Origin of the sequence: Pseudomonas sp. ATCC 43928, from assembly GCF_005938665.2 — a bacterium.
Classification (GTDB): domain Bacteria; phylum Pseudomonadota; class Gammaproteobacteria; order Pseudomonadales; family Pseudomonadaceae; genus Aquipseudomonas.
The window spans coordinates 3,729,987-3,745,061 of the sequence record NZ_CP041753.1; the positions used below are offsets into that span (position 1 = coordinate 3,729,987).

The 15,075-nt window shown below is 61.8% G+C and carries 9 protein-coding genes; 8 read left to right on the forward strand and 1 reads right to left on the reverse strand.

What is annotated here, in order from left to right:
• The first annotated feature begins 5 nt into the window (after positions 1-5).
• The 8 genes from treZ to FFH90_RS17040 all read left to right on the forward strand — a co-directional run bounded on the left by treZ (position 6) and on the right by FFH90_RS17040 (position 12,735).
• Positions 6-1,802 carry a malto-oligosyltrehalose trehalohydrolase gene (gene treZ / locus FFH90_RS17005; protein WP_138867647.1) on the forward strand — a complete coding sequence of 599 codons (1,797 nt, stop codon included), beginning with the start codon at positions 6-8 and terminating at the stop codon, positions 1,800-1,802.
• Positions 1,799-3,877 (forward strand): 4-alpha-glucanotransferase, encoded by a 2,079-nt coding sequence (gene malQ, locus FFH90_RS17010; RefSeq protein WP_138867648.1) that lies wholly within the window; start codon positions 1,799-1,801, stop codon positions 3,875-3,877. The genes treZ and malQ overlap by 4 nt, the downstream gene beginning before the upstream one ends.
• Entirely contained in the window at positions 3,874-6,660 is a 2,787-nt protein-coding gene (locus FFH90_RS17015; RefSeq protein WP_138867649.1) for a malto-oligosyltrehalose synthase, read from the forward strand. Before malQ ends, FFH90_RS17015 begins: the two co-directional genes overlap by 4 nt.
• Before the next feature lie 21 nt (positions 6,661-6,681).
• Complete coding sequence (locus FFH90_RS17020; RefSeq protein ID WP_064618159.1) at positions 6,682-7,023, forward strand: DUF2934 domain-containing protein; 342 nt, start codon at positions 6,682-6,684, stop codon at positions 7,021-7,023.
• 93 nt (positions 7,024-7,116) lie between these two features.
• On the forward strand, positions 7,117-9,273 hold the full coding sequence (glgX, locus tag FFH90_RS17025; protein ID WP_138867650.1) for a glycogen debranching protein GlgX: 2,157 nt from the start codon (positions 7,117-7,119) through the stop codon (positions 9,271-9,273).
• A 286-nt stretch (positions 9,274-9,559) separates the two neighbouring features.
• Positions 9,560-10,318, forward strand: coding sequence for a PIG-L deacetylase family protein (locus FFH90_RS17030; RefSeq protein WP_018926126.1), 759 nt, complete (start codon positions 9,560-9,562; stop codon positions 10,316-10,318).
• A 126-nt stretch (positions 10,319-10,444) separates the two neighbouring features.
• Positions 10,445-11,245, forward strand: a complete 801-nt coding sequence (locus FFH90_RS17035) for an endonuclease/exonuclease/phosphatase family protein (protein WP_018926127.1) — start codon at positions 10,445-10,447, stop codon at positions 11,243-11,245.
• 425 nt (positions 11,246-11,670) lie between these two features.
• Positions 11,671-12,735, forward strand: a complete 1,065-nt coding sequence (locus FFH90_RS17040) for an autotransporter outer membrane beta-barrel domain-containing protein (protein WP_086946121.1) — start codon at positions 11,671-11,673, stop codon at positions 12,733-12,735.
• Between the two features lie 108 nt (positions 12,736-12,843).
• Here FFH90_RS17040 and glgB read toward each other — a convergent pair whose 3' ends face one another.
• Positions 12,844-15,075, reverse strand: coding sequence for a 1,4-alpha-glucan branching protein GlgB (glgB, locus tag FFH90_RS17045; RefSeq protein WP_138867651.1), 2,232 nt, complete (start codon positions 15,073-15,075; stop codon positions 12,844-12,846).

Below are 15,075 nucleotides of genomic sequence, written 5' to 3' on the forward strand. Positions count from 1 at the left end.
CAACGATGCCGTTACGGACTCTTGAAACCTGGCCCCACGGCGCAATCATGCTGGACGCTGAACACACGCGTTTTGCCTTGTGGGCGCCAGATGCGTTTTACGTCAGTCTTGAGCTGGAAAACGGACAATCCCTGCCGCTGCTGCCTCAGGCCGACGGCTGGTTTGTGATCAAGACCCGCTGTCCCGCGGGTACCCGCTACCGCTACAACATCGATGGCGAACTGGAGGTGCCGGACCCGGCCTCCCGCGCCCAGGCGGGCGATATCGACAGCCCCAGCGTGGTGGTCGATCCCCTCGCCTATCGCTGGCAGCACAGTGCCTGGCAAGGTCGGCCATGGAACGAGGCGGTGATCTACGAACTGCATGTTGGTGCGCTCGGCGGTTTCAGCGAGGTCGAGCAGCATCTGGCGCGCTTGGTCGAGTTGGGGATTACCGCCATCGAACTGATGCCGTTGGCGCAGTTTCCCGGCGAGCGCAATTGGGGCTATGACGGGGTTCTGCCTTACGCACCGCAGGCCTCCTACGGTTCGCCCGAACAACTCAAACACCTGATCGACACGGCCCACGGCTATGGCCTGGCGGTGATTCTCGACGTGGTCTACAACCACTTCGGCCCGGACGGCAATTACCTGCATCGCTACGCCAAAGGTTTTTTCCGCGAAGACCAACACACGCCGTGGGGCGCAGCCATCGACTTCCGCCGGCGCGAGGTGCGTGACTTCTTTATCGACAATGCGCTGATGTGGTTGCTGGAGTACCGTTTCGACGGCCTGCGCCTGGATGCCGTGCACGCCATCGAAGACCCGGACTTCCTTCAAGAGCTGGCGCAACGGGTTCGCCAACATATCAATCCGGCGCGGCATGTGTGGCTGATGGCAGAAAACGAGCACAACCAGGCCAGCCTGCTGGAGCAAGGTTTCGACGCGCAGTGGAACGACGACGGCCATAACGCCCTGCACGTGTTGCTTACCGGTGAAACCGATGCCTATTACGCCGACTATGCGCAAAACCCCACCGAACAACTGGCCCGTTGCCTGAGCCAGGGCTTCGTGTTTCAAGGCCATATCACCCGCCACGGTACGCCGCGCGGTGAGCCGAGCGGTCACTTGCCGCCGACGGCCTTCGTGCTTTTTTTGCAGAACCACGACCAGATCGGCAACCGCGCCTTTGGTGAACGCTTGCATCAACTGGCCCGGCCTGAGGCCCTCTGTGCTGCCACCGTGTTACTGCTGTTGTCGCCGATGATTCCGCTGATGTTCATGGGCGATGAGTTCACCGCCGAACAACCGTTCCTGTTCTTCACCAGCCACCACGGTGAGCTGGCGGAGTTGGTGCGCGAAGGTCGACGCAACGAATTCGCGGCCTTCAGCGCCTTTGCCGACCCGCACAAACGCGAGCAGATTCCCGACCCGAACGCGATGCAGACTTTCGAAGCGTCGCGGCCGAAGCTGACCGCCACCCGGCAACCGGCCATTCATGAGCTGTATCGTCGACTGCTGCAAATCCGCCATCAACACATCATCCCGCACCTGCCCGGTGCCCACGCGCTGGGCGCGCAGGTACTGGCCGAGGGCGCGGTGTCGGCACGCTGGCGGCTGGGCGATGGCAGTCAGTTGCGCATTGACCTGAACCTCAGCGACGCACCCGTGGTCCACTCCCCACAGGCCGACGCGACACTGCTGTTCGAATACCCGCCGCACTCGGCCGGTCTGTTGGATCAGGGCACCCTTGCCCCGTATTGCGCGCTCGTCAGCCTCACAGCCGCAGCCCCTTTGCTACCCCCGGATGGAGAGCGACCATGAGCGATGCGCAACTGGAAATACTGGCCAGCCAAGCCGGCCTGGCCGTCGACTGGATCGACGCCAATGGCCGTCCACAGAAAGTTACCCCGGCGGTGCTGCGTTCAGTGCTGGCCGGGCTTGGCCATCCCGCCAGCACCGCCCAGGAAATCGACGCCAGCCTGCTGCAACTGCAGGAGGCACAGCAAACCCGGCACCTGCCGCCCCTGCTGACCTGTGACGTTGGTGTCGGTCTTGATCTGGCCCACTACTTTGCACCGCAAACCCCGTGTGAGATCCATCTCGAAGACGGCTCGCGGCTCAACCTCAAGCTCGATGACAACGCTGTTTTGCCCGGTTTGGTGCCGGTGGGTTATCAGCACGTCAGCATCGACGATCAGTCGTTCACCCTGGCGGTGGCGCCCGAGCGCTGCTACGGCGTCGGCGAAGCCGTTGACAGTCAAACCCCGCGCGCCTGGGGCCTGAGCGTGCAATTGTATTCGCTGCGCCGCCCCGGCGATGGCGGTTTCGGCGATACCCAGGCCCTCGAAGATCTGGCCCGGGTGGCCGGCGAACGGGGCGCCGAAGCATTAGCGATCAGCCCGCTGCATGCGATGTTCAGCGGCGACACCCAGCGCTACAGCCCTTACTCGCCGTCCAGCCGTCTGTTTCTCAATAGCCTGTACGCAGCGCCCGGCGCGATTCTCGGTGAGCGTGCCCTGCGCACCGCAATCGACGCCACGGGCCTGGCTGGCGAACTCAAGCATCTGGAAACCTTACAGCTCATCGACTGGCCCACCGCCGCCGAGGCCAAGCATCGCTTGCTGGAAGCCTTGTACGAAGGATTCACCCACGGCGCACACCCCTTGCATGCCGACTTCAGCAGCTTCCGTCACGCCGGTGGCGAAGCGCTGGAAAATCATTGCCGCTTCGAAGCGATCCAGGAAGCCCGTGCAAGGCGCGGTGAAAGCCTCGACTGGCGCGAGTGGCCCGAGCAATGGCGTAACCCGCGCAGCGCCGCTCTGGCGCAATTTGCCGAAGAGAACTCGGCCCGCATCGGCTATTACGCATTCTGCCAATGGCTGATTGCGCGCAGCCTGGAGCGCGCACAAACCGCCGCCCGTGGTGCCGGCATGGGCATCGGCCTGATCGCCGACCTGGCGGTGGGCGCTGACGGCGGCGGCAGCCAGGCCTGGAGTCGCCAGGACGAATTACTCGCCTCCCTGACCGTGGGTGCGCCACCCGACATCCTCAACCGCACCGGCCAGGGTTGGGGGATATCCGCGTTTTCCCCCGAAGGTCTGGTGCGTAACGGCTTTCGCGCGTTCATCGAAATGCTGCGGGCCAATTTCGCCCATGCCGGCGGCCTGCGCATCGATCACGTCATGGGCCTGCAGCGGTTGTGGGTGATCCCCAAGGACGCGCCGCCCAGCGACGGAGCCTATCTCTATTACCCGGTGGACGACCTGCTGCGCCTGCTGACCCTCGAATCCCATCGGCACCAGGCTATCGTTCTCGGCGAAGACCTCGGCACCGTGCCTGATGGCCTGCGCGAAAAACTCATCGCGCGCTCGATCCTCGGCATGCGCGTGCTGTTGTTCGAACAGGACAACACACACTTCAAACCGATTCTCGACTGGCCGGACAACGCCCTGGCCACCACCAGCACCCACGACCTGCCGACGCTCAATGGCTGGTGGCATGGCCGCGATATCGACTGGAGCGCACGCCTGGGCCTGGTCGACGCCACGGGTGAAATCGAATGGCGTCAACATCGCGAACGCGAGCGCGAAGGCTTGCGCCGGGTGCTGAGCCAGGACCCGCAAAATTTCCGTGAAGAGTCCCATGAAACCGATCAGGTGCTCGACGCCGCCATCCGCTTCCTCGGTCATACCCGCGCGCCGCTGGTGTTGCTGCCACTGGAGGATGCCCTGGGTATCGAACAGCAGGCCAACCTGCCCGGCACCACCGACACCCACCCCAACTGGTCCCGCCGATTGCCCGGCGACAGCGAAAGCCTGCTCGATGATCCGGACGCCGCCCGCCGCCTGGAACTGCTCGCCTGTGCGCGACTTCAGGCGGCCGAGCGTGACCAATGAATCAACCGCTCAGCCAGCCGCTGCGGGCGACCCTGCGGCTGCAATTTCATAGAGGCTTCACCCTGGATCAGGCGATCCCGCTGGTGCCGTACTTTTCCAGCCTGGGCATCAGCCACGTCTATGCCTCACCGCTGCTCGCCGCCCGCGCCGGCTCCATGCACGGCTACGATGTGGTAGACCCGACCACGGTCAACCCTGAACTGGGCGGCGAAGCGGCGTTACGCCGTTTGGTCGCTGCGTTGCGCGAACAGAACATGGGGCTGATCCTCGATATCGTTTCCAACCACATGGCCGTCGGCGGTGGCGACAATCCCTGGTGGCTCGACTTGCTGGAATGGGGACGGCTGAGCCCTTACGGCGAGTTCTTCGACATTCAGTGGCACTCGCCCGACCCGTTGATGGAAGGCCAGTTGCTGCTGCCTTTTCTGGGTAGCGACTACGGCATCGCCTTGCAGGACGGCACCCTGCCCTTGCGTTTCGATGCCCGGCGCGGCGCCTTTCATGTCGAGCACTATGAACACCACTTCCCGATATGCCCCACCGACTACGGCGAACTGCTCAAGGCCGATGACCGATTGAATGCCGAGCAGGCTGAACGGCTCAAATCCCTGGCAGACCGCTTCGACACCTTGAGTTATCAGTCCGACGTGTACAGCCTGGCGATTCCACTGAAAGCCGAGCTGCGGGAACTGGCCAGTGATCCGGCCATTCTGCACGCCATCCAGCACACCCTCGACACTTACGACTCGCTCAATCCCGACGGTTTCCAGCGCCTGCATAACCTGCTGGAGCGCCAGAGTTATCGCCTGGCCAGTTGGCGCACCGCGGCGGACGACATCAACTGGCGGCGCTTTTTCGATATCAATGAACTGGGCGGCCTGCGCGTCGAACGGCCGGCGGTGTTCGAAGCGACCCATGCAAAAATCTTCGAGCTGGTGGCCGAAGGTCTGGTCGACGGACTGCGCATCGACCACATCGACGGCCTCGCCGACCCGCGTGGCTACTGCCGCAAACTGCGACGTCGAGTCGATCGAATGGCACCCGGCCGACACCTGCCAATCTACGTCGAGAAGATCCTCGGCGAAGGCGAAACCCTGCACCGCGACTGGTGCGTCGATGGCAGTACCGGTTACGAATTCATGAACCAGTTGTCGCTGCTGCAACACGACCCCGAAGGCACCCAGGCCTTGGGTGAACTCTGGAGCCGGCACAGCGAACGGCCCGCCGATTTCCGCCAGGAAGCACAACTGGCGCGCCAGCAGATTCTCAACGGTTCCCTCGCCGGGGATTTCGAAAGTGTTGCCCATGCCCTGTTGCAAGTGGCCCGGGACGACCTGATGACCCGGGACCTGACCCTCGGCGCGATCCGACGGGCCTTGCAGGAACTGATCGTGCACTTCCCGGTGTACCGCACTTACATCAGCCCGTTGGGTCGCGCGGCCCAGGACGAGGTGTTTTTCCAGCAAGCCATGGCCGGTGCCAGGCAAACCCTTGGCGAGGCCGACTGGCCGGTGCTCGATTGCCTGGCCGGCTGGCTCGGTGGCCAACCCTGGTGCAAGCGCCCGGTGGGCCGTCCACGCAAACTGCTCAAGCATGCGTGCGTGCGCTTCCAGCAACTGACCTCACCGACAGCGGCCAAAGCGGTGGAAGACACCGCGCTTTATCGCTCGGCGGTGCTGCTGTCGCGCAACGATGTCGGCTACAACACCGAGCAGTTCAGCGCCCCGGTTGCCGACTTCCATGCCGCCTGCGCCAATCGCCTCGCCGAATTCCCCGACAACCTGCTGGCCACCGCGACCCACGACCACAAACGCGGTGAAGACACCCGCGCGCGGCTGGCGGTGTTAAGCGAGCGCAGCGCCTGGTACGCCGAACAGGTCGAGCACTGGCGAACCCTCGCGGGCGAACTGCGCAGCGACCCCGGCGCGCCCTCGGCGGGCGACGAGCTGATTCTCTATCAAGCAATCCTCGGCAGTTGGCCACTGGAATTGTGTAGCGACGATCAACCTGCGCTCGAGGACTACGCCAAACGCCTCTGGCAGTGGCAACGCAAAGCCCTGCGCGAAGCCAAGTTGCAAAGCAGCTGGAGCGCGTCAAACGAGGCATATGAACAGGCGACCCACGGGTTTCTCGAACGCCTGCTGCTAAGCCCCGAAGGTCAGCCATTGCGCGCGGCCATCGAGGCAGCCGCTCAATGCATTGCCGTCCCGGGTGCACTGAATGGATTGGCGCAAACCTTGCTGCGAATGACCGTGCCGGGAGTGCCGGATCTCTATCAGGGCAACGAGTTCTGGGACTTCTCGCTGGTCGATCCGGATAACCGCCGGCCGGTGGATTACGTCAGCCGTCAGCAGGCCATGCACCTACCGCTTGACCTGCCCGCTCTGTTGGCGAACTGGCGTGACGGGCGCATCAAGCAAACCCTGATCGCCCGGGCGCTGAACCGGCGTGCCGAGCATGCCGAACTGTTTCAAAAAGGCACTTACCAAGCCCTTGAAGTGATTGGCAGCCAGGCTCACCGGGTACTGGCGTTTGCTCGAGAATGGCAGGGAAAACGGGCAATCGTGGCCGTACCGATACGTTGTGCCGGACTGCTGGAAAACAGTGCCGCCCCCCGGATTGACGCGTCGCTGTGGGGCGATACCCGAATCAAATTGCCGTTCACGACCACCGAAGAAAATCTGAAGGGACTTTTTACCAGCGTCGCAGTCACAAAACACAAGGAGCTGATGGTCGGCGCCGCGCTGGGGGATTTCCCGGTCAATCTCTTTACCCAAACTTGAGTTCAGTTCAGGAGCATTGCGATGAGTACCGACGAAAAACGCGTTCGCGAATTTGCCTATCAAATCTGGGAATCCGAAGGAAAACCCGAGGGCCAGGAGGCCCGCCATTGGGAGATGGCCTGCAAACTCGCCGAGGCCGAAGCCCTGGCGCCCGGCAAACCAGCCAAAGCGAGCAGCAGCAAAACCGCAAGCAAGCCCGCGGCCAGCAAGCCCGACGGCAAGCTGGTCAATGGCAAGGGCCTCGAAACCAAACCCCGCGCCAAGCCCAAAGCCAAACCCGCTGCCGCTTCGGCAGTGATCCCGCCGGGCGAAAAAACCACCGTGAAAAAGCCGCGCACCGCGCGTAAACCACCCGAGGTCTGACGCTTCACTGTCTTGTCCTGATTGACTTCGTGGCGAGCCCGCTCGCCACCGAGAGCGCATTCGCCCTCGAAAAATACCGTTGCAGGAGCAGCTATGACCAGTCCAAAGAAAACCGCGCCCGAACCTCACGAGGCCTCGCGAATCCGTGAAGGCTTGCCCTTCCCGCCAGGCGCGACCTGGGATGGCCTGGGGGTCAATTTCGCGCTGTTTTCGGCTCACGCGACCAAGGTCGAACTGTGCATCTTCGACGATGCCGGCGAGGTGGAACTGGAGCGTATCGAACTGCCGGAATACACCGATGAGACCTACCACGGCTACTTGCCCGACGCCCATCCGGGGCTGATCTACGGCTATCGCGTGTACGGGCCGTACGACCCGGCCAACGGTCATCGCTTCAACCCGAACAAACTGCTGATCGACCCCTATGCCAAACAGTTGGTCGGCCAATTGAAATGGTCCGAAGCGTTGTTCGGCTTCACCATCGGCCACCCCGACGCCGACCTCAGTTTCGATGAGCGCGACAGCGCGCCCTTCGTGCCCAAGTGCAAAGTGATCGACCCGGCCCACACCTGGGGCCATGACCATCGGGTCAGCGTGCCATGGGACAAGACGATCATTTATGAGACTCACGTGCGCGGTTTCAGCATGCTTCACCCCTCCGTTCCCGAGAACCTGCGCGGCACCTTCGCCGGGTTGATGGTCGATGACGTGCTGGAACACATCCGCAAGCTCGGCGTATCGACTGTGGAGTTGCTGCCGATCCATGCCTTCGTCAACGACCAGCATCTGCTGCACAAAGGCATGACCAATTATTGGGGTTACAACAGCATTGCGTTCTTTGCCCCGGACCCGCGCTACCTGGCCAGCGGCAAGATCGCCGAGTTCAAGGAGATGGTCGCGCACCTGCACGACGCCAATCTGGAAGTGATCCTCGACGTGGTCTACAACCACACCGCCGAGGGCAACGAACAAGGCCCGACCCTGTCCATGCGCGGCATCGACAACGCCTCTTACTACCGCTTGAGGCCCGACGACAAACGCTACTACATCAACGATTCCGGCACCGGCAACACCCTGGACCTGAGCCACCCGTGCGTGCTGCAAATGGTCACTGACTCGCTGCGTTACTGGGCCACGGAAATGCACGTGGACGGTTTCCGTTTCGACCTGGCAACCATCCTCGGCCGCTACCATGACGGCTTCGACGAACGGCACAGCTTCCTCGTCGCCTGTCGCCAGGACCCGGTGCTGCGTCAGGTGAAATTGATTTCCGAATCCTGGGACTGTGGCCCCGGCGGTTATCAGGTCGGGAACTTCCCGCCGGGCTGGGTCGAATGGAACGACAAATTCCGCGACACCGTGCGCGCGTTCTGGAAAGGTGACGACGGCCAGCTCGCCGACTTCGCCAGCCGCATGACCGCCTCCGGTGAGATGTTCAACCAGCGCGGCCGTCGACCGTATGCTTCGCTGAACTTCGTCACCGCCCATGACGGCTTCACCCTCAACGATCTGGTGTCGTACAACGACAAGCACAACGAGGCCAACGACGAGAACAATCAGGACGGCAGCAACAACAACCTGTCGTGGAACCACGGCGTCGAAGGCCCCACCGACGATCCCGAGATCAATGCCCTGCGCCTGCGGCAGATGCGCAACTTCTTCGCCACGCTGCTGCTGTCCCAGGGTACGCCGATGCTGGTGGCCGGCGACGAGTTCGCCCGCACCCAGAAAGGCAACAACAATGCTTATTGCCAGGACAGCGAGATCGGTTGGGTCAATTGGGACATGAGCGAAGACGGCAAGGCGCTGCTCAAGTTCGTCAAACGCCTGATCAAGTTGCGCCTGGCCTATCCGATCCTGCGGCGCGGGCGCTTCCTGGTGGGTAATTACAACGAGGACATCGGGGTCAAGGACGTGACCTGGCTGGCCCCGGACGGCAGCGAAATGTCCAATGAGCAATGGGAAGAAGGCCACGGTCGCTGCATGGGCATACTGCTCGATGGCCGCGCCCAGGAAACCGGCATTCGCCGCAAGGGTGCCGACGCGACCCTGCTGCTGGTGGTCAACGCGCACCATGACATCGTCAACTTCCTGCTGCCGGAAGTGCCTGACGGCGGTTTCTGGACCTGCATGATCGATACCAATCAACCGTCGATTCGGGGCCAGGAACGCTTTGAGTTCGGTCGCGAATATTCGGTCACCGGCCGTTCGCTGCTGTTGTTTGAACTGCAGCATGAGGAAGAAGAGTGAGAGTGATCACCATAATATCTGTAGCAGCCTCGCAGGCTCGGCAGCTGCTACCAAGGGACGGTTTCGGTGACTTTTTGCGAAGCCTGACACAGCCTGGGTTAAAAAAACCGCATCAGACCAAAGGCTGAGGCGACGAATAGCGTTTCATGGGCAATACTCTGACCGCGGCAATCCAGGGTTCGGAGCGCCGCACATTGCTATCTACCCGCCTTCACGGGTCTGCCAGGCTTGCTCCCGCAAGCATTGCGCACGACTGAGGGCCAGACAGAACAAGGACGTAGCGCCTATGAGACCGGTTTCCATCAGCGAAAACAGCTTGCCTGCGCAGATCTGGAACAGCGCCCCACAACTGGACAACATCCCCGTCATCAACACCGAAACACTGGTCCCTGCTGGAGCTCGCGCGGTGGTGATCGCCCCGCATCCCGGCGATGAAGTGGTGACTTGCGGCGGCCTGCTGCAACTGTTGTGCTCCCTCGGTCATCCTCTGCAACTGATCTCGATCACCGACGGCAGCGCCAGCCATCCGGGGTCGCGTCAGTGGTCGGAAAAGCGCCTGAGCGTGTTCCGCCCCCAGGAAAGTGTCGAAGCCTTGCGTCGACTCGGCTTGCCGATGCACAGCCTGAAGTGGATTCGCGGCGGCTTCACCGACAACGCTCTGGCCGAGCGAGAGTCTGAATTGACCCAATTCATCGTCCGCTACCTGCGCCCCGGCGATGTGGTGTTCACCACCTGGCGCGAAGACGGCATCGTCGACCACGACGCTGTCGGCCGTGCCAGCGCCAGGGCTGCCGCCCTGGTAGGGGCGACGCTCAACGAAATACCGGTCTGGGCCTGGCACTGGCCGATGCGCGAGCATGGGCTGATCCCCTGGCATCGCGCGCGCAAGCTACGCCTCGACACCTGGACTGTCGCGCGCAAAAGCCACGCCACCTATGCCTACGCCAGCCAGCTCGACGGCGAACCGGCGATCGGCATCGCCCCGCTGCTGCCACGAGTGATTCTGGAACGCATGCGGTTGCCGTATGAAATTGTGTTTGTCTGATCGGACTCGCTCGTAGCAGCTGCCTCGCGGTGCTCGACAGCTGCTACGGGTGTGGTGAATGTGTTTGAACTGCTCGCCCACGCATCAGTCGCATACATACAGCAGCCCTGATTCAGAGGAGTGAACGTGACCCACGATGCCGAACGCCAAGCCGTCGAATCAGTGCCATCGAACACGCCCCCGGCGATTCGCCGACTCAGAGTACTGACGGTCAATACTCACAAGGGTTTCACCGCCCTCAACCGACGTTTCATCCTCCCGGAACTGCGCGAAGCGGTACGCAGTACGTCGGCGGACCTGGTGTTTCTGCAGGAAGTGGTCGGTGAGCATGACCGGCATTCCTCCCGTTACAACGACTGGCCACCGACCTCGCAGTACGAATTCCTGGCCGACAGCATGTGGAGCGATTTCGCTTACGGTCGCAACGCGGTCTACCCCGACGGCCATCACGGCAATGCCCTGCTGTCGAAATACCCGATCCGCGAATTTCGCAACCTCGATGTCTCGATCACCGGCCCCGAGCGGCGCGGCTTGCTGCACTGTGTGCTGGATGTGCCGGGCCATGCCGAAGTGCATGCCATTTGCGTGCACCTGAGCCTGTTGGAAAGCCATCGACAACTCCAGCTGCAGTTGCTCTGCCTGTTACTCGAATCGTTGCCAGAGGACGCCCCGGTCATCATTGCCGGCGACTTCAACGACTGGCAGTTGCAAGGCAATGCCACCCTCGCCCGACGCGACTACCTGCATGAAGCGTTCGAACGCCACCACGGCCGCCCGGCGAAAACGTACCCGGCACGGTTTCCCCTGCTGCGCCTGGATCGCATCTACCTGCGCAATGCCAGCAGTCATGAGCCGCGCATACTCGGCTACAAACCCTGGACGCACCTGTCGGACCATTTGCCGCTGGCAGTGGAGGTACGCCTGTAACACCGTCAAGCGACAGGCGCCAAGAACTGCGGCCTGAAGCAGAAAAAATGACAGTAATCACGTCACGGACTTGCTCATGGATTTTGCACTGTTCATCCGTCACGCAACCGATAGCCCACTACCCAATACGTCTGGATTGCACCTTTCAGGATGATTTTTCGCACAAACAACAACTTAGATCGGCGCCAATAATCAGTCACTTACAGAGTCTGAAATAGCCGTACCACTTATCGGCCATTTTCTTGACGCGGCGTCATCGGTCTTCTTAGCTAGTCCTTACTACCCCCGGAAATCCATCAGGGGCAAGCCTCCAGACACCCGTAAACGGGCGGGTCGGACCTTGCCTCAATCCATTCGGTCGCCCCTCATTCGGGGTAGGAGAGACGCCACAGCGAGATACGCATGCGATTGCAAGGTAGACCTCCATGAGAACTTCATTCACCCCACAAGAGATAAAATTCACTTTTTGCGTCGTCTCCGGTTCACTCCTGCTGTGCTCATCCATGGAGGTGCGAGCGTCGTCTGCCGAGGACGAAACAACGCCCTGGTACAGCCAGCAACTGCCGACAATTACCTTGCCCTTCGGCGTCGCCACATATCCTGACCGTTTACGCGTCAACTCAGACTTACCCAGCTCACGCCTGACGATCGAAGACGCCGCGCCCTTGGCCTGGGACCACGCCTATGGCCCGACGTCGCGGCAGGCACAAACCGATTATCTGACCCAGGGCACGATCCCCGGAGCCAGCGAATTCAAAGGCCCGGCACTCCTGACCGTGCAAAGCAACAGCGGTAGTATCCAGCGGGTCGGACTGATCGGCGGCACCGCTCAATTCCAGGGCAACGACAACGGCCTGCTGACCAGCCGCGCCCTCGCCGACCCCAGCCATGACACGCTCAACCTTCAAGGCCAAAGCCTTGGTGCCTACTGGAGCCTGACCGGGGCGCAAGGCTGGCACGTCGACTTGACGGCCAGCGGCGGCCGGGTCAGCGGTTTTAGCCGCAACGACCAGGGCGTGCGACAAACCACCGAAGGCAGCGCGATGACAGTGTCGGTGGAAGGTGGTTTCCCGATTGGCCTGGGCGACAACTGGGTGGTTGAACCCCAGGCGCAGTTGATCAATCAACGCATCACGCTGGATACGCCATATGCCGGGTCAGGCAACGCCTCGTCCAGCGACCTGACCTCCTGGAGCGGTCGGGTCGGTGCACGCTTGAAAGGCAATTACGATATCAACGGCCTGCCGGTCGAACCCTATGTGCGGACCAATTTGTGGCACACGGTGTACACGGGCAACACAGTGAGCCTGGATCAGGTCGACAAAATCAGCAGCAGTCGCAACTCATCGACAGTAGACGTGGGTCTGGGGTTGGTGGCCAGAGTGACGCCTTCGGTCAGCCTGTATGTCAGCGCCGACTACAGCAGCAATGTGGTTGAAAATGATTTGAACGGGTTGATTGGCAGCCTTGGGGTGCGGATGCGTTGGTAAAAAAATCAAAAGATCGCAGCCTTCGGCAGCTCCTACGGTTCAACGTTGTCCCGCCCACCTGGGGCGACCCGATCCTGTAGGAGCCGGCGAAGCCGGCGATCTTTTCGATCAACCCTCCGGTCGCAGAATCAACACCGCCAACGGCGGCAAATTCAACACCAGGGAAAGTGCCTGCCCATGGCTCGGTTCTTCCTCGGTGAACACCCCGCCACCGTTACCGTAATTGGACCCGGCATAGGTGTCGGCGTCGCTGTTGATCAACTCGACCCAGCGCCCGGCAAACGGCACGCCGACGCGGTAGGACTGACGCGGCACCGGGGTGAAGTTGGCCACCACCAATACCGGCCTGCCCTCCTTGCTCCAGCGTAGCCAGGCATAAACGCTGTTGATCGCGTCGTCGCCGATCAACCACTGGAAGCCCTGCGGTACATCGTCCTGATCGTGCAGGGCAGGCTCTTCGCGATACAACCGATTCAAGTCGCCGACCAGCTTGCGCACACCCTGGTGTTCCGGGTATTGCAGCAAGTACCAGTCCAGCTGCTGATCGTGATTCCATTCGCGCCACTGGCCGAACTCGCAGCCCATGAACAACAGCTTCTTGCCGGGATGGGTCCACATGAAACTCAGGTAAGCCCGCAGGTTGGCAAACTTCTGCCAACGGTCGCCGGGCATTTTGTCGATCAGCGAATGCTTGCCGTGTACCACTTCGTCGTGGGAAATCGGCAGGATGAAACGCTCGGACCAGGCATACACCAAGCCGAAACTCAGTTCGTTGTGATGATGGGCGCGGTACACCGGATCCTGCTGAATGTAATGCAGCGAATCATGCATCCAGCCCATGTTCCACTTATAGGCAAAACCCAGCCCGCCCTGTTGTGTGCTCTGGCTGACACCCGGCCACGCGGTGGATTCCTCGGCAATCACCAGTGCGCCCGGTGCTTCCAGCGCCACTACGTCGTTGAGATGACGCAGGAAATCGATGGCTTCCAGGTTTTCCCGACCGCCGTGACGGTTGGGCACCCATTCGCCGGCCTTGCGCGAGTAATCGCGATACAGCATCGACGCCACTGCGTCGACCCGCAGTCCATCGACATGGAAATGCTTGAGCCAGTGCAGCGCCGACGCCAGCATGTAGCCGTGCACCTCGGTGCGGCCCAGGTTGTAGATCAGCGTGTCCCAGTCCTGGTGAAAGCCCTCCATCGGGTTGCCGTATTCGTACAGCGCGGTGCCGTCGAACTGCGCCAGGCCATGGACATCGGTCGGGAAATGCGCCGGCACCCAATCAAGGATCACGCCGATTTCGGCCTGGTGACACGCGTTGACGAAAGCGGCGAACTCATCCGGCGAGCCGTAACGGGCGCTCGGGGCAAACTGCGACAACAATTGATAACCCCAGGAGCCACCGAATGGATGTTCCATGATCGGCATCAGTTCGATGTGGGTGAAACCCAGCTCTTTGACGTACGGAATCAGCCGCTCGGCCAACTCGGGCCAGGTGTACTGACGGGCGACTTCGCCCAGGTCATCCAGCTCGCATTGCCAGGAACCGGCATGCAACTCATAGATCGACAGCGGTGCACTGGTTCGCTGACGCTCGCCCCGCGACTGCATCCAGTCCTGATCCTGCCAGTCGACTTGCAGCGGCGAAGCGACTTTCGACGCGGTGTCTGGCGGCAGCGCTGTGGCCAGGGCCACCGGGTCGGCCTTGAGCGGCAGAATGCCGTGGGCGCCGAGGATTTCGTATTTGTAGGCCTCCCCCGCTTGCAGGCGCGGGATGAACAACTCCCAGACCCCAGTGGGATGGCGCAGGCGCATCGGATGCCGACGACCGTCCCAGACGTTAAAATCGCCGACCACCGAGACCCTTCTGGCGTTCGGCGCCCACACGGCGAAGCGCACACCCTCCACGCCATCGACCGTCTTCAACTGCGCGCCGAGGCAACTGCTCAGATCCCGGTGATTGCCCTCGGCGAACAGGTACAAGTCCATCTCGCCGAGTAACGGGCCAAAGCTGTAAGGGTCTTCGGCGAGTTGCTCACCGCCGGCCCAACGGGTTCGCAGCAGATAAGGCTGTGCCCGCTCGAAGTGCCCGACGAACAACCCCGGCGTCTGGGTCGCCTCAAGGCTGCCGAGTTCTTCTCCGGAGGCCTTGTCCACCACTTGCACACTCAAGGCATCCGGCAGATACGCCCGAATGAATTGCCCGCCAGCGCCATCGCTGTGCGGGCCGAGAATTGCGAAGGGATCCTGATGTTCGGCGCGTACCAATGCGTCGATATCCCGCGCTTTGGGCAGCAGCGCCTCTTTAACGTGCCCCTGTTCCTTGTTCGAGAAACTCAT